The organism is Niallia sp. M35 (assembly GCF_050971705.1).
In the GTDB taxonomy this organism is placed as follows: Bacteria; Bacillota; Bacilli; order Bacillales; family Cytobacillaceae; genus Niallia; species Niallia circulans_A.
This window is the reverse complement of record NZ_JBPCEP010000030.1, coordinates 1-15,542: the sequence shown is the minus strand read 5'-3', so window position 1 is coordinate 15,542 and position 15,542 is coordinate 1. Positions and strand designations below refer to the sequence as shown.

12 protein-coding genes and 1 pseudogene are annotated in these 15,542 nt (G+C 35.5%); 8 read left to right on the top strand and 5 right to left on the bottom strand.

What is annotated here, in order from left to right:
• Positions 1-121: 121 nt before the first annotated feature.
• Positions 122-1,180, top strand: coding sequence for a glycosyltransferase family 4 protein (locus NiCM35_RS25895; protein WP_123258255.1), 1,059 nt, complete (start codon positions 122-124; stop codon positions 1,178-1,180).
• Positions 1,181-1,243: 63 nt separating this feature from the next.
• Here the strand turns inward: NiCM35_RS25895 and NiCM35_RS25890 are convergent, their stop codons facing one another.
• The 4 genes from NiCM35_RS25890 to NiCM35_RS25875 all read right to left on the bottom strand — a co-directional run bounded on the left by NiCM35_RS25890 (position 1,244) and on the right by NiCM35_RS25875 (position 6,037).
• Positions 1,244-1,381: a hypothetical protein gene (locus tag NiCM35_RS25890; RefSeq protein WP_163186423.1), complete on the bottom strand. Its 138-nt coding sequence runs from the start codon at positions 1,379-1,381 to the stop codon at positions 1,244-1,246.
• 154 nt (positions 1,382-1,535) lie between these two features.
• Positions 1,536-3,905 (bottom strand): SpoIID/LytB domain-containing protein, encoded by a 2,370-nt coding sequence (locus tag NiCM35_RS25885; protein WP_371472766.1) that lies wholly within the window; start codon positions 3,903-3,905, stop codon positions 1,536-1,538.
• A 271-nt stretch (positions 3,906-4,176) separates the two neighbouring features.
• Complete coding sequence (locus NiCM35_RS25880) at positions 4,177-5,274, bottom strand: LCP family protein (RefSeq protein ID WP_172859593.1); 1,098 nt, start codon at positions 5,272-5,274, stop codon at positions 4,177-4,179.
• 130 nt (positions 5,275-5,404) lie between these two features.
• Positions 5,405-6,037 (bottom strand): YigZ family protein, encoded by a 633-nt coding sequence (locus tag NiCM35_RS25875; RefSeq protein WP_123258253.1) that lies wholly within the window; start codon positions 6,035-6,037, stop codon positions 5,405-5,407.
• 544 nt (positions 6,038-6,581) lie between these two features.
• Between NiCM35_RS25875 and NiCM35_RS25870 the strand changes: the two genes are divergently transcribed.
• The 3 genes from NiCM35_RS25870 (at position 6,582) to NiCM35_RS25860 (ending at position 9,735) form a co-directional block, all read left to right on the top strand.
• A complete protein-coding gene (locus NiCM35_RS25870) occupies positions 6,582-7,721 on the top strand; it encodes a sensor histidine kinase (RefSeq protein ID WP_095334302.1) in 1,140 nt (379 codons plus the stop codon).
• Between the two features lie 170 nt (positions 7,722-7,891).
• Complete coding sequence (locus NiCM35_RS25865) at positions 7,892-8,578, top strand: response regulator (RefSeq protein WP_095334303.1); 687 nt, start codon at positions 7,892-7,894, stop codon at positions 8,576-8,578.
• Between the two features lie 317 nt (positions 8,579-8,895).
• Entirely contained in the window at positions 8,896-9,735 is an 840-nt protein-coding gene (locus tag NiCM35_RS25860) for a DegV family protein (RefSeq protein WP_123258251.1), read from the top strand.
• 561 nt (positions 9,736-10,296) lie between these two features.
• On the opposite strand, the gene NiCM35_RS25855 is transcribed toward NiCM35_RS25860, so the two are convergent.
• Positions 10,297-11,253 (bottom strand): hypothetical protein, encoded by a 957-nt coding sequence (locus NiCM35_RS25855; protein ID WP_433780879.1) that lies wholly within the window; start codon positions 11,251-11,253, stop codon positions 10,297-10,299.
• A 468-nt stretch (positions 11,254-11,721) separates the two neighbouring features.
• On the opposite strand from NiCM35_RS25855, the gene NiCM35_RS25850 reads away from it, so the two are divergent.
• The 4 genes and pseudogenes from NiCM35_RS25850 to NiCM35_RS25835 all read left to right on the top strand — a co-directional run.
• Entirely contained in the window at positions 11,722-13,221 is a 1,500-nt protein-coding gene (locus NiCM35_RS25850) for an ATP-dependent helicase ComFA (RefSeq protein ID WP_433780878.1), read from the top strand.
• Complete coding sequence (locus NiCM35_RS25845; RefSeq protein WP_095334307.1) at positions 13,218-13,910, top strand: ComF family protein; 693 nt, start codon at positions 13,218-13,220, stop codon at positions 13,908-13,910. The genes NiCM35_RS25850 and NiCM35_RS25845 overlap by 4 nt, the downstream gene beginning before the upstream one ends.
• Before the next feature lie 13 nt (positions 13,911-13,923).
• The gene (locus NiCM35_RS25840; RefSeq protein WP_095334308.1) at positions 13,924-14,337 is read left to right on the top strand and encodes a TIGR03826 family flagellar region protein; all 414 of its coding nucleotides are present in this window, start codon (positions 13,924-13,926) and stop codon (positions 14,335-14,337) included.
• 137 nt (positions 14,338-14,474) lie between these two features.
• A pseudogene (locus NiCM35_RS25835) lies at positions 14,475-15,542 on the top strand (hypothetical protein); the annotation flags it as partial.

The window sequence follows — 15,542 nt, the reverse complement described above, 5'->3', positions numbered from 1 at the left end:
AAAAAAGATAGTAAATTATAGAGACCAAGTATCTCATAAATGTGCTATAATAAATCTCGATATTGTAAGGAAAGACGGATGCCTACAAATGTGCGTTATTAAGGCATTAGGGAGGATCTATATGATTTATATAATGCTTGTTGTATGTTTTATCGCTTCTATCTTGCTTACTCCTGTAGTGAAAAAGCTTGCATTTAAATTAGGAGCAATGGATAAACCAGAACAACGTAAAGTTCATCAGAAAGTTATGCCTCGCATGGGTGGTTTAGCAATATATATAAGTTTTTTAATTGGAGCATTAATTATTAATCCGGATAAAGATTATCATTATCCTATTTTACTTGGTAGTGCGGTAATTATTGTAACTGGAATGCTGGATGATATTTATAATCTTTCAGCGAAAGTGAAATTTCTAGCGCAAACATTAGCAGCCGTGATTGTTGTTGTTTGGGGTGGAGTACAGGTAGAATTCATCAATCTTCCTTTTGGAGGTAAATTGGAGTTTGGGTTCTTAGATATTCCGATCACTATTCTGTGGATTGTAGGAATAACCAATGCTATGAACTTAATTGATGGATTAGATGGTCTAGCATCAGGAGTCTCTAGTATCGCATTATTTACGATTACTGGAATGGCTATGATTATGGGGAATGGGTATGTAATTGCTATTTCCTCTATCGTTTTAGCGGCCACATTAGGCTTTTTATTCTTTAATTTTTATCCTGCTAAGATTTTCCTTGGGGATACGGGTGCGTTATTTCTCGGCTATATAATAGCAGTTATGTCATTACTCGGATTTAAAAATGTAGCGTTAATTTCCTTTGTTATTCCTGTGATTATCTTAGGGGTTCCTATTTCCGATACGTTTTTTGCGATCATTCGTCGTTTAGTGAATAAGCAGCCGTTAATGGCGCCTGATAAATCGCATTTGCATCATTGTTTGTTAAATGTAGGTTTTACTCATAGACAAACAGTAATTATTATTTATGCAATGGCCTCTTTCTTTGGCTTAGTTGCTGTTATTTTTTCCCAAGCTAAGGTGTGGGGAGCCATTTTATTAATTGTTACAGTATTGCTGGTTATTGAATTAATCGTAGAGAAAATAGGATTGGTAGGGAAGAATTATAAACCTATCTTAAAATTTATCAATGATATAAGATATTCAGCAGAAAAAAAATAATGATAATAAAAGTCGGGAATGTCTCTAATAACGGAGACATTCCCGACTTTTATTATTATGCATTTACATCCATTCATTCTCTTTCTTGAGAGAAAATGAATCTATTTCTTCTCCTTCTTCATCATCAAGATGAAAGATCTCACTATCATAATGCTTTAAGTGTTCAGGAGTAACTTTATTGAAAATATTTAACTTTTTCATTTCAATCCCTCGCTTAACTACTTTAATACCAATAAAAATAGTATGTACAAATTTGCAAGCTTTTAATTCGATTTTCTATCTATTATTTAAGGGAGTGAATAAAAAAGAGCACAGAGACTATGCTCCGTGCTCTATATAATAATTACCTTTTTGGCTATTTCACATTTTTCACATATTGTGCTGATACATAACCAGTGACTTTCCCATACTTAATTTTGTACCAAGAACCGCTTTTCGCGTATATGGTTACTTTCTTATTGTTTGGGATCGAACCAACCTTTTTGGAAGAGGTGGAAGCTTTTTGTCTAATATTAAGATTAGAAGCTTTTACAGTCCCTGTCTTTACTTTATATAAGGTGAACTTTTTCGTAACTGTACTCTTTAGTTTACTTCCGTTTACAGACTCTACAGACACAGTGTAGCTGCCGTCTGCTGCTTTTCCAACACTCCAAGTAAAAGAATGGATTCCTGTCTTTAATGATTTATTGGAGGCTAGAGTTTTAACTACCTTGCCTTTACTATTCAAGATTTTTACTGTGGATGTTGCTGATTGATTGATATTAAAGCTAGTCTTTATCTTGTTACCTGCTGTATCATAGCTTGTTTTTACATCTTTTATTGTTGGTGCAACAGCTTTTTTAAGCGTGAAATTTTGTTTCTCTGTTTTTTCTTTTCCTATATTATTAACCGCTTTTATCGTTAGCGTATAAGTGCCATCTTTTACACTACGGACATCCCATTTATAGGAGGACGTACCGGCAGATAGAGACTTATTGCTAGCTAAAGTTTTCATTACTTTATTCTTGCTGTCCGAAATCGTCACCGTTACTTTAGATGGTTGATTGATAGCGAAGGATGCATTAATAGTATTGCCTTTCTGATCATATGCAGTTTTGATGGAACTAATACTAATAGTTGGCACTTCTATTTTTGCGACCTGGAAGGCAATGTTCGTTGTCACTTTATTATTCGCAATGTCCGTTGCTGTTATTTCAGCTGTGTAACTGCCATTATTCCAGCTTGAAGCATTAGTAGTATAATCGTAACTACCAGCTTGTAAGGCACCATTGTTTAAAAGTGTAGCAACACTGTTTCCATCGTTATCTTTAATTGTTACAACAGTACTAGCTGCTTTTGTTAGGGTAAAGCCCACTTTAACCGTATTGTTTGCTTGATTAAATTCAGCTTTTCCTTCTTTTAGTTCAGGAACTGTAATTGCAGCAGTCTTACTGTATTCTGTAACTAATTGTGTTCCAGGATAATAAAACGCTAAGATTGTATTGTACTTCTGTCCAGCACTTGCGCGGTTATTTGCTCCATATTGGCTTAAACCAACACCATGTCCATATCCTCTTCCAGCGATGCTGTGTGTATCAACAGTAGAAGAGCTCTTTGTAATGAGATAGCTTTTTACATTATTTATGCCGATGATTGCTCTTACTTTCGATGCTGTCACATTTGCCTGTTTTATTTCTTGTAAAAGGAGTGCTCCTTTTGAATCTCTCTGATTTTTTACATAGAATTGAATGGAGATAGAACCTGTGCTTACTCTTTTCGTTGTAGAAGGGTTATCAAAAGATAAGGTAGGAACAGCGACAATTTTGATGTCTTTATCCTTATATCCATTATCATTTAACCATTTTTTTATATTCGTTGTAATGGTGCTGTCTTTTTCAGAAACTTTATTCCACCAAGCATCTGGGTTTGCTACATCATAATCTTGCATATTTATTTGGGCTTTCTGAACATTGAAGCTCCATGTATAGCTTGTATCAAACGAATCTTGTGCATTTACTAAATAAGCAAAATCATTGCCCCATACGTTTTTCGCCGAATCCATTACCCCGCCGTTACTTGCAGAGAAAACAGCGTCAATTAAGCGATTATTAAATTTTAGGACTTGGCCAGTTGTTGCTTCAACTGCTTGATCTGAATTAGGATGGGAATCATTTAAGCCACCATATACTTGATGGCTGATTGTATCTGTAATGGTTTTGCCGCCATAATTCCAAGAATATGTTCTTGCTGCCACTGCCTGTGCTTTTAAAGCTTCTATATTCCAGGAAGCAGGCATTTCACTCGGAACAACGCCTTTAAGATATTCTTCCATCCCAAGAGTGTTAACCGGGCGAACATAATTAGAACCATTTATCGTTTCCATCATAAAGGTAAAAGAACCTTTGTATTTTCTATTGTTAATTGTTAGATAATCATCAGGATTGGATGGAGCAAATGTTAATGAATCAGCTTCATAAAGAAAAGTACTTCCTTTATATAGCTTAAGTTTAGCTTGTTCTATTTTAAGGGTATAGGCTGTTGTATTGTTTAAGGAAATTTTTCCATCTGTCGTTTTATATGTTCCTGATGGTGCAATGCTAATTTGAGTTTTGTTTCCTAGATAATTTTTTAGCATAACATGTACTTGTGGTTCACTGCCGCTTGCTGCATAAGTGGGCTGTCCAAATGTAGGTAATAGAGAAATACATAAGATGAATGATAACAACAATGAGAATATTTTTTTCAATATCGTTGCTCCTTTTATTTAATTGATGTAGATCTGTAATTTAATTGAAACCATTGGAACGAGAGAAGAGTAAAACTTTCTTTCATCATGAAGCTAGTATGATTCTATCATACTTTTATACTATTGTTTCGTGGGTAATACTGGTATTTTAAGAGGTAAATAGTTTTGATAGAAGTCGAGTGAAGGCAAATATAGATGTAAGCAGAAGAAGTATAAATTTTTTGCAAAAAAAGACATACACCAGAAGATAAGTGTATGTCAGGTATAAAGATTAATTTAAAGTAGAAGTGTCTGTTGTAGTGCTTGTATTAGTATTAGTATTTGATTCAGTGTCTACTGTTGTATCTGTATCCGTTGTACTGTTGGAGTCAGATTGAAGACTTTTAGTGATTCCTAAATGTTGCTGAAGAATCGATTTTGTTTCTGCTAATGCTGTTTCATCCAATTGATAGATGTATTTATTATCGACACGGCCGTCAGTTCCAGCTAGCGTTAGTGTCTCCACTTGTAAACCATTATCCGCAGTTGCATATGCAATTAAAGATTGCATATCGCTAAATGATAAGTCTGTTGTCATATTGCTTCCGATCGCTTCCATCACTTTTGAGTATTTGGTAATCCCTTCGATAGAGACTGCTTTTTTCATAATGGCTTGCATAATTAATTGTTGTCTTTTCCCACGTTCAATGTCGTTATCGATTTTTCTTGTTCGTGCAAGGGCAAGTGCTTGTTCGCCGTCCAATTCTTGATAACCTTTTTCAAGATGAATGGCGCCTGCTTTATCTTTTGAGTTTTGTTCTGTAAATGTTACTGGAACATCGACATCAATTCCACCTAATGCATCTACTACATCCATAAAGGCATCGAAATTCATTTTTACATAATAATCAACAGGAATATCTAGCAATTCTTCCACTGTGTCTAAAGTTGATGAAACTCCGCCGAAATAATGGGCATGGGTAATTTTATCAGAATAGCCGCGTTCCGGAATATATACATAGGAATCACGTGGGATGCTCAGCAATTTAACGGATTTTTCTTTTTCATTTAAAGTAGCAAGCATGAGAGCATCGGAACGAGAACGGGTTGTGCCGGATTTGCTCGATCTTTTCTTACTATCATCTACTCCAATGAATAAAATCGAAACGTCATCAATGTTTGGATCTACTTTTGTATCCCTTTTAGAATCACGGTCAATTGGCTCGTAAGAATCATCAGCCACTGATTTTGCCTTTGAATATAAGGTAGCTCCATAACCAATCCCTGCTAAGATAATAACCAGCAATGGGACAAAAATAAAAAGCTTAATTTTTTTTCGTTTCTTTTTCTTTGTATCCTTTATTAAAGTCTCTCTTGTATTATTTGCCATAAGTTTCTCCTTTTTGAATTAAGAAATAGCGGAATGAAATCATACATACTATCTTACCTCTATCACTCTTTAACGTAAATTAGTAGTTTATTTCTATACCAGGTATATTTTTGTATTAATTGTAAAAAATTCAAATGAGGGTTTCAGCGTACAAGGTGGCTTTTTCTTTTATAATACCTTGTCCATTCGTCAAGTCAGTTATCCAATCCTTATAAGTCTCCACCTCATCAGAATCTACAAAGACATCTATTTCGACATTTTCTAAATAATGGATATCTTTAATTTCATAGTTCTTTGAACGTAATTCATTTTCTATTTTACCAAGTAAGGGATACTCGATGGATACACTGATTATTTGCTTTAACTTTCTTTCGATAATACCGATATTTGCTAATCCTTCAGAGGTTGTTTTTCCATAAGCACGAATAAGCCCACCTGCACCAAGCTTAATCCCACCAAAGTAACGGGTAACAACGACTGTTGTATCTTTCAGTCCTTTTTTCTTCAGGACCTCAAGAATTGGTACTCCTGCGGTGCCACTCGGTTCCCCATCATCGTTTGCTTTTTGAATTTGATCATGCTCTCCAATTAAGTAAGCAGAACAATTATGTGTTGCCTCTTTATGTTTTTTCTTGATTTCTCCTATGAAAGCCTGTGCTGCTTCTTCTGTTTCTGTTCGAGCGATATGAGCAATAAAGCGTGATTTTTGAATAATTAGTTCATATTCTCCGTAGCTAGGCACAGTAAGATAGGAAGGAAGCATATGGGCAGCTCCTTTCTTTGTGTCTCTTTCCACTAATATTGGTTTGTTCGTTATATAAGCTTTTTTTGTAACCATTTTCTATAAAAAAATAGTAGAAAATCGATAATTAGTCTTATTTCATTATAATTCGACATTGTTTATTGTTCAATTATTGTTCGCATTGTAATCAAATCTTAATATAGCGATTTAGCAAGCATGATATAATAAGTAAAACTCCATGCTCGAAAAGACCCGCTACATATGGTATGGGCTATATTTCATGGAGAGGCTTACGAGTCTTTGATTACAGGCGCCGTTATCTATCTATTTTCTTTTACTTTTTTTTTGGTTTAGAATAGGATAAGATTATATTATTGCATTTTTACATACTTTTTCACAGTAATTCTTGATGTTAATAGGTCTTCGGACATGGTTTTATATAGGGGGATATATGTCTAAATAACGATTTTAATTTATTTTTCGATGAATTAAACATATTATTAACTTTCAAGCTAAAATAAGAATGGATGTTGGAAGGGTTTTAGCCTTTTTGGAGGAATTAAATATGTTGATAAGGAAATTTGACACAAAAACGTTAGATTATATTGTAGAACAAATGATTAAAACCGTTGGTTCAAGCAAAGATGAAATTTTTCGTATTGGAGAACAATGTCGACAAGATTATGAAACCCTTACCGAAGAATTAAAAGAAATGAAAGTTCTTGTATTAGAAACGATAGAAAAAGGAGACAAGCTAGAAATCCAGTCTCGGTTTGCCCGTAAACGCTTATCAGAAGTGAGTAAGCATTTTAATGAATACTCAGAAGCAGAAGTACGCGAAGCTTATGAAAGAGCACATACACTGCAAATGGATTTGAGCATGAATCGGCACCTAGAAAAGCAGTATCGAGAACGCCGCGATGATCTAGAGCGGCGATTGTTAGGGCTAGATGAAACAATTAAGCGGGCAGAACATCTGGTCACACAAATTTCTGTCGTGATGAATTATTTGGTTAGTGATTTAAAGCAAGTTGGCGAAGTAATCGAAGACGCCAAACAAAAGCAGGATTTCGGTCTGAAAATTATTGGTGCCCAGGAAGAAGAGAAAAAAAGACTTTCTCGAGAAATACACGATGGTCCTGCACAAATGATGGCAAATGTAATGATGCGCTCTGACTTAGTGGAAAGAATATATAAAGAGCATGGGGCGAAAGAGGCCTTTGAAGAAATCAGAAATTTAAAAGTGATGGTACGAAGTGCATTATATGAGGTAAGACGAATTATTTATGATCTTCGTCCAATGGCTTTAGATGACCTAGGTCTTATTCCGACGCTAAAAAAATATTTGAAAACAACAGAAGAGTATCATGAATCAATTAAAATTGAGTTTGCCACCATCGGAAAAGAAACAAGACTTCCAAGCAAATATGAAGTTGCCATTTTTCGCTTAGTTCAAGAATCAGTCCAAAATGCTTTAAAGCATGCAGAAGCATCTAAAATCTCCGTAAAAGTAGAATTACGAATGGAGCAAGTTATCGTCTTAGTTAAGGATAATGGAAAAGGATTCGATAAGAATGAGAAAAAAGAAGAATCCTTTGGTTTAATTGGGATGAAAGAAAGAGTAGAACTACTGGATGGGGAATTAACCATTGATTCCAAACTTGGAGTTGGAACCATTATTATGATCAACGTTCCTATTAGATGATAAAAATGACTGTTTTCTAGAAGTATGTTATTTTAACCAAAATGATGTTTAACACTTTTGCGTTGAATGGAGTGGAGGATACTTGTCTGGATAGGAAAGCGAGAACTTCATTTTCCTACCAAAAATAACATTGGGACGAAAGCCTAAAGAAAATAAGGGAGGCGGAGCAGTTGACTACAAAGATAGTTATTATTGATGATCACCAATTATTTAGAGAAGGGGTAAAAAGAATTCTCGACTTCGAATCGAGTTTCGAAGTAGTAGCGGAAGGCGACGATGGTACACAAGCTATTCAGCTAATCGAAGAATACCAACCCGACGTAACAATCATGGATATTAATATGCCTACCATTAACGGTGTAGAGGCAACAAGACAATTACTAGAGAAATTTCCAGAGACAAAGGTTATTATCCTATCTATTCATGATGATGAAAATTACGTAACTCATGCCCTAAAAACTGGTGCGAGCGGTTATCTGCTTAAGGAAATGGATGCAGATGCTTTAGTTGAAGCAGTTAAAGTAGTAGCAGATGGAGGTTCTTATTTACACCCGAAAGTAACCCATAATCTCGTTAATGAATATCGCCGTTTAGCATTAGAGAATGCAAATTCGGATGAACATCATGTTCAAGTAGTAGAAATAAGAAGACCATTGCATTTATTAACAAGACGTGAATGTGAGGTCTTACAGCTTCTTGCTGATGGAAAAAGTAACCGAGGAATCGGCGAGGCACTATTTATTAGTGAAAAAACGGTTAAAAACCATGTAAGTAATATTTTACAAAAAATGAATGTGAACGACCGTACACAAGCAGTAGTTGTTGCTATTAAAAACGGTTGGGTAGAAGTTCGTTAAGAAAAAAGGGGTTACCTAAATCACTTGTTGGTTTGAGGAAACTCCTTTTTTTAACGAATAGTTCTATTTTTGTGAAGTTGGTGTTTTCCTTGCGATTATATGAAAATGCGAAAGAATTAGAGGAAGTGATAGGGAAGAATTATTGCCATTCTAATCAACCTATAAAGTGAAAAATCTGTTATAATAGTTCCTTGCCATTTAAAATTCCATATAAATTCCTCTTTATGTGCATTATAATAGAATTAATAGATAATGCTAATAAACTTTTTTAGTTAAAATATGTATACAAAGAATAGATAAGGAAGGTAACTAATTGCATGAAAACAGCTATTGTTACAGATAGTACGGCCTATATTCCTAAAGAGGTGAGGGAGAAGTACAATATATATATGATCCCTTTGACAGTCTTCTTAGGGTCAGAAGTATATGAGGAGGAAAGAGAATTAACTGCATCTGAATTTTATGAAGCAGTTAGAAAGATGGACCTGCCTACTACTTCTCAACCAGCTATTGGAAAATTTGTAGAGCTATTTGAAGAACTATCTAAGAATTATGATGAAGTAATAAGTGTTCATTTATCAAGTGGAATCAGCGGCACTTATCAAGGAGCCATTACTGCTGGAGACATGGTCGAGGGCATTGAAGTATTTGCTTTTGATACAGAAATAAGCTGCATGGTTCAAGGCTTCTATGCAATAGAAGCAGCCAAATTAGTCCAACAAGGGAAAACCGCAGCAGAAATCATACCCATTCTGGACGAATTAAAACAAACAAGCAACGCTTATTTTATGGTAGATGATCTATCCAATCTCCAAAGAGGCGGCCGACTTTCCAGTGCTCAAGCAATCATCGGCAGTCTCCTGCAGGTAAAGCCATTGCTGCATTTTAAGGATAAAATAATCGTCCCATTTGAAAAAATCCGCACAAAAAAAAGAGCAATGAGGCGAATTGTCGAACTTCTCCGCGAAGAAACGAATGGAGGTAGCTACTACGCTGCCATCATCCACGGTAATCGTGAAGAAGAAGCAATAGAATGGAAAGCAGAATTAGAACAAGAATTCCCCAATATCGAATTCTCTTTAAGTTACTTTGGTGCTGTTATTGGTACACACTTAGGAGAAGGATCAATGGGACTTGGCTGGATAAAGAAAAGATAATAAATGCTGTTTGGAATCCCGGTTCTTGGAAAAGAATCGGGATTTTTTTGTAGAAGTCGCAAGGAAAAATGAACGGGGAAGAGCGCCCCTTTTCATTCCTTCGTCATGACTAGCTTGTAAATCGTGTTAGTCAAGCATTTACAGCTTTGTATCCTCCCTTACTACATTCAGTCCAGTACCGCTGTAAGAACTTGACTAGGCTCAAGGTCCCTTCTTGATCGACAAGGTGGTATTTTTAAACTTCCCCTATCTTCCAAAATACCACCATTTTTTCTTCTCCGTATTCTCAGCTGTAGTAATCTCTTTACGAGCCACCAGCGTTTGGCTCATCGATTCTACGAGCAACCGGTACCTCTCTTATAAGCGCTTCTCTATGTATTCATGCTGATCAAGGATTTCTTCAATCAGCTGTTTATTAATCTCCATTTGTTGCTCTCGGAAGCTTTTGAAATCTTCCATTATGTAAAAACCTGTAAACATTGTTAAATCAACGTTTACGGGTTTTGGGGGTGTTCCCAAACTTTGATTTGGAAACGTTATTTTGTATGGTGTTGTATATTATTATAATAATTTTTTCCAATAATCTGCAATGCGCTCAAAAGTTTTTGCTGTTTTCTCTTTAACGAAGTTATTTGCTGCTTCGTAGTCTTTATCTTGTTTAGAAATACCTTTTGTAACAAACTTCGATAGCTCATCCTGCAATTTAGCAATGAGGACATCAACATCCGATTTATTTTGAAGCATTCCGAATTTTTCTTTATAACCTTCAATCATTTTGGAAATTTCTGCTTCTGTATAAGTGATTTTGCCTAGTTTATTTGTAATCGATAAATTATTTTTTTGTTTGGCATTTAAAGAAGATGCATCCATATGTCGTGTTTCATAAATCTTCGCACGCCCTTGATAAAATTTTTCTTCGATTGACTTATAACTCAATACACGTTTTTCATTTCGCTTTGTGTACTGTTCAATCAATTGGTGAAAGCCCTCTTTCGCATCGCCTGTAACATATTTCTCACTAAATAGTTGTAATGCAGCTGTTGAAGAGGCAAGTTCTAATTGTGCCTCAGCAGAAGTTAATTGCTGTGTAATAGGTTTGCTTCCAGATTTTATATCTCGGCCTTTTGGTGTAGCAATATCTAAATTATCTAAGCCATCCGTTATATCTACAAGTAGATTTTCAATTTCTTCAATATCCTTCGCATTCTTCCCATCAAAGATACCATTATCATTTAAATATTGACTGAAAATAAGCCATTGGTCTCGCGGACGATATGAAAAAATATCAGATGGGTCCTCTACTTGCTGAGTAAACATTTGTGCAATTTCTTCATCTGTCGCTGCTTTTAGGTGTTTGATTTCATCAGAGAATCTTAAAGTAAAAGCTTTTCCGTCACGCTCTACTTCAATTTCCTTTTTCCCACCTAGTGGCTGCCCCGTTAGTACATCTGTATTGGTCGATACTTGTTGCTTAAATTGTTCTTTTACTGCTCCTTCAAACAAAAGATTAATTTGCATAACGACACTCCTTTTTTATTACCAGTTAATATAAAAACTGAAAATTGGTATTATATTTTATATCGACTAACGATAAAAAATTTAAATTATGTAGTTACCAAATTGCAGTTTAGTAAACAAAAGCAATTGGTTTTATTCACTAGTCCTTTTTTATCAAATAGGCAGGAATTCAAATGGCAGTATAGAATAAATTCAGTATAAAAAAGAAAGGAAGTGAGCAGTTAATCGTAAACCAATTGAATATCCATATCGAGCGCTCCACTTAGAGGCATTGCTCTCGAGCAATAGAGCTCATCATCCTAATATTCCATTTATCAACGGAAGTTGGCAGGATACAGGGGGGAAAGGACGTGGATTTTTCACTTTGTTTTTTGCCAGGTGATGAATGCTTTATTCCGCATGATTAACGCCTATGGGACGGAAAACATTTTTTCTAAATTGATGTAAATCAGAACTAGGAGGAAAATAATGCGTTTTTATCAAAAGGACAATATATTACTCCCAACGAAAAGTAATTCCCCTCACTCTTTCCGAATCTCAAATGCTTCCCAAAATCAACTGATAACGCCGTCGCTTAATAGAGCTTATCCATTTAATCCACAACTCCAAGCCACGCTCCAAGGTAAAGCTTTACTACTAGCTGAACTCCCCTTCTCTGAACAAGAAATCCAAACACATTACGAAAATGGTTATTGCTCATATAGGAAAGGTGTGGAGAAAAAAGCACGCAATAAATATATTTGCATGCGTTGTGGCAATGAAAATCAGGAGTTATTTGCTACTTTTCCCTGCGAGCGCTGTCAGGAACACTGCACTTATTGTCGAAATTGCATCATGATGGGGAGAATAAGTGAATGTACCCCATTAATTACATGGAACGGACCAGAACGAGATCAAGAAACATCAAAAATCACTTTACAATGGAGCGGCAGGCTTTCGCAAGGACAGCAAGTGGCATCAGAGAAAATGGAGCAAATTATCGAGGCACAATCGGAGCTCCTTATCTGGGCAGTTTGCGGCGCTGGGAAAACGGAAATTCTTTTTAAAGGAATTGAAAAAGCACTGCGAAATAATCAACGTGTATGTATTGCTACTCCTCGTACAGATGTTGTCCTCGAGTTGGCTCCGCGACTGCAGGAAGTTTTTCCGGAAATAAAGGTACTGCTTGTTTATGGTGGTAGTGAAGAACGTCATCAGTATAGTCCGCTAACCATTAGCACGACTCACCAACTTTTCCGGTTCCATCAAGCCTTTGACCTCATTATTTTGGATGAAATGGATGCATTTCCATATTCCGTCGATAAATCGCTTCAATACGCTGTGCAAAAAGCTAGGAAAGAACAATCGACACTTATTTATTTAACGGCGACTCCCAATAAAGGCTGGCAAGAAAAGTGCAAGCATAACAAAATACACTCTGTGACTATTCCAGCACGCTTCCATCAATATCCGTTGCCTGTTCCAGATTTTCAATGGTGTGGGAATTGGGAAAAGGGCTTGAAAAAGGATAAGCTGCCTGTCATGCTAGTTGATTGGATTCGAAAACGGGTTCCACACAATAAACCAATGCTTTTATTCGTGCCGAAAATTCATTATATGGAAAAAGTAAAAAAGCTGTTGCAGCCAATTGTTGATACGATTGAAACAGTTCATGCCGAAGATCCTGATCGAAAGGAAAAGGTACTAAAAATGCGTAATAAAGAAGTGAATTTGCTTGTTACCACAACGATTTTAGAAAGGGGCGTCACTTTTCCAAATGTAGATGTTGCAGTGTTAGGAGCAGAAAATCTGATTTTCACAGAGAGTGCCCTTGTACAGATTGCGGGAAGAGTAGGGAGGAAAAAGGAATTTCCAGATGGAACGATAACTTTTTTTCATTATGGAAAAACAAATAATATGGTATTAGCACGAAAGCAAATTAAGAGTAGCAATCAGGAAGCAAGAGAGAAGGGGATGCTTCTATTATGATTTGTGTGATTTGTTTAGCACCAGTTATACCGGAATTTAATTGGACCTATCTTTTCTCAAAAGAACCAGAATGTTATTTATGTGCCAGTTGTAAAGAGAAGTTAGCAGTAATAAAGGGAGATACTTGCCGAACTTGTGGCCGATCTCTGCAGTTGCTGGAATCTGTTCATATTAAGGATGGTATGTGCCATGATTGTCAAAAGTGGGAGGGCGTAGAGGAATGGAAAGGAATACTGCAATCCAACCAATCGTTATTTTTGTACAATGATTTTTTGAAAGAAACGATTGCACGGTTTAAATATAGAGGGGACTATCAAATTGCTGCAGCTTTCGTTTCATTTTTACCGAAGGATTTCGGAAAAAATAAAGTGGTGATGCCCATTCCATTAAGTGACGAACGTTTGTACGAAAGAGGCTTTAATCAAGTAGAGGCAGTTCTCTTTTATGCAAAAGTTCCTTACGTAAATGGTCTTGTGCGCACACATAGTGAAAAACAATCGAAAAAAACACGGAAACAACGATTACAGATAGAAAATATTTTTAAAATAGAGCAGAAAGAGGCTGTTATTGCTCAAGATATTGTTCTGGTGGACGATATATATACTACAGGTGCAACGTTACGAAATGCAGCGAAAGTGCTAAAGGAAGCGGGAGCAAAGTCCATCACTTCCTTTACGATTGCAAGATGAGGAGGAATCATAGATGGCTGAACTAGGGAATTGCCCAAACTGTGGCGATATATATGTGTTAAATAACATTCGAGATGTGTGTTTGAAATGCTATAAACAAGAAGAAGCAGATTATGAAAAAGTATACCAATATATTCGCAAAAAGCAGAATCGCACAGCACAGATGGATGATGTGGTCGAAGCAACTGGTGTAGAAAGAACGTTGATTTATAAATTTATTAAAAAAGGCAGAATCAAGCTTGCCCAATTCCCTAATCTTGGATATCCTTGTGCCAAGTGTGGAACGATTATTCGCGAAGGGAAGCTGTGTCATTCTTGTTTATCAGGAATACAGAATGATCTCAATGTGATGGAAAAAGAAGAAGAACGAAAAAGAGAAATTGAAGAACGAAATAAATCAGCCTATCGAGTATTAGATAAAAGGTAGAATAATTAAAAAAGTTTAATAGAATTATTTTTCTATTAAACTTTTTTAATTAAATTTTACCATTTTTCTTGAATAAATAAAGTTAGAAAGCATTGGGCCGATATAGTAAGAAGAATGTATTTTATGGGAGTGTTATTATGCAAATATCTAATAAAACCCAACTATCCAATGTAACAACCAATGAAAAACAATTAGAGCTTTTAAAAAATGAAACATATAATGCCCAAATTAAATCTCGGATTTCAGAAACTGAAGCGGTTGTCCAAATTAAAGGAAAAGACTTTAATGTGAAATTTGAAGAAACGATTCCCAAGGAAAATCGAGTTTCTGTCCAAATTAGTGATATGGATGGTGGTGAAATAAAAGTTAAAACAAACACCACTAAAACTCCTGACTTACCATCGAATCCTTCATCAGAGAAAATGATAGAAGATATGAGTATTTCAGAAAAAAGTAAAAATGAATTAAGAATGGCAACGGCTATTTTAGGAAAAAAGACTACTATAAATAGAGATATATTAGTTCAGTTAAATGCATTTTTGGAAGATGAAACAGGAACAATAGATGAAAAATTAGTTTCAATACGTGCTCTGGCAAGCAAAAATCTAGAGATATCAGCAGTTAATTTACGTTCTATTCATGCAGCAGTTAATGGAGAGCCTTTAAATGATATCATTACAAAAATAGCTAATGCGATAGACCCTAATTTTCAAAAAAATTTATCGGAAAATCAAGTAGAACATCATAATACAGTCTATGCTTTAAAAAATGAAACTAGTTCAAAACCAAATAATGCTTTGAGTAAATTAATAAGTGAATTATCTTCTTCAATCGAAACGGAAGCGGATATTCAGAAAGGAATAGAGCTATTACGTACAAAAATAAGCGAAAATCCACGGATATCGAAAGAGCATATAAAAAGTATTACACAAGCTATACAAGATTCTGAAAAACTGCAATCGATAGCCAAAACTAAAATAATGGATGTATTGACTAATATAAAAACAGGAAATTTACAAGAGTCTGCTACGGAATTGAATAAAGTAAAAGACCAAATAAAGCAAGAGCCAAACCTACAAAAATCCATCCAAACGGTAAAAGAAACGATAATTAATAATCCGAAAATGCCGCCGGAAGTGGTTAAACAAGTAGAACAGGCAGTAAGAGAGGCAGCGATAAGTCAGCGTTTAGGCCAAGAAAGTGCT

Excerpts from the sequence above, each read along its gene's own strand:
- NiCM35_RS25870 (WP_095334302.1), top strand. The coding sequence starts at position 6,582 with ATGTTGATAAGGAAATTTGACACAAAAACGTTAGATTATATTGTAGAA.
- NiCM35_RS25850 (WP_433780878.1), top strand. The coding sequence starts at position 11,722 with ATGCGTTTTTATCAAAAGGACAATATATTACTCCCAACGAAAAGTAAT.
- NiCM35_RS25840 (WP_095334308.1), top strand. The coding sequence starts at position 13,924 with ATGGCTGAACTAGGGAATTGCCCAAACTGTGGCGATATATATGTGTTA.
- NiCM35_RS25855 (WP_433780879.1), bottom strand. The coding sequence starts at position 11,253 with ATGCAAATTAATCTTTTGTTTGAAGGAGCAGTAAAAGAACAATTTAAG.
- NiCM35_RS25895 (WP_123258255.1), top strand. The coding sequence starts at position 122 with ATGATTTATATAATGCTTGTTGTATGTTTTATCGCTTCTATCTTGCTT.
- NiCM35_RS25875 (WP_123258253.1), bottom strand. The coding sequence starts at position 6,037 with ATGCTTCCTTCCTATCTTACTGTGCCTAGCTACGGAGAATATGAACTA.
- NiCM35_RS25860 (WP_123258251.1), top strand. The coding sequence starts at position 8,896 with ATGAAAACAGCTATTGTTACAGATAGTACGGCCTATATTCCTAAAGAG.
- NiCM35_RS25845 (WP_095334307.1), top strand. The coding sequence starts at position 13,218 with ATGATTTGTGTGATTTGTTTAGCACCAGTTATACCGGAATTTAATTGG.
- NiCM35_RS25890 (WP_163186423.1), bottom strand. The coding sequence starts at position 1,381 with ATGAAAAAGTTAAATATTTTCAATAAAGTTACTCCTGAACACTTAAAG.
- NiCM35_RS25880 (WP_172859593.1), bottom strand. The coding sequence starts at position 5,274 with ATGGCAAATAATACAAGAGAGACTTTAATAAAGGATACAAAGAAAAAG.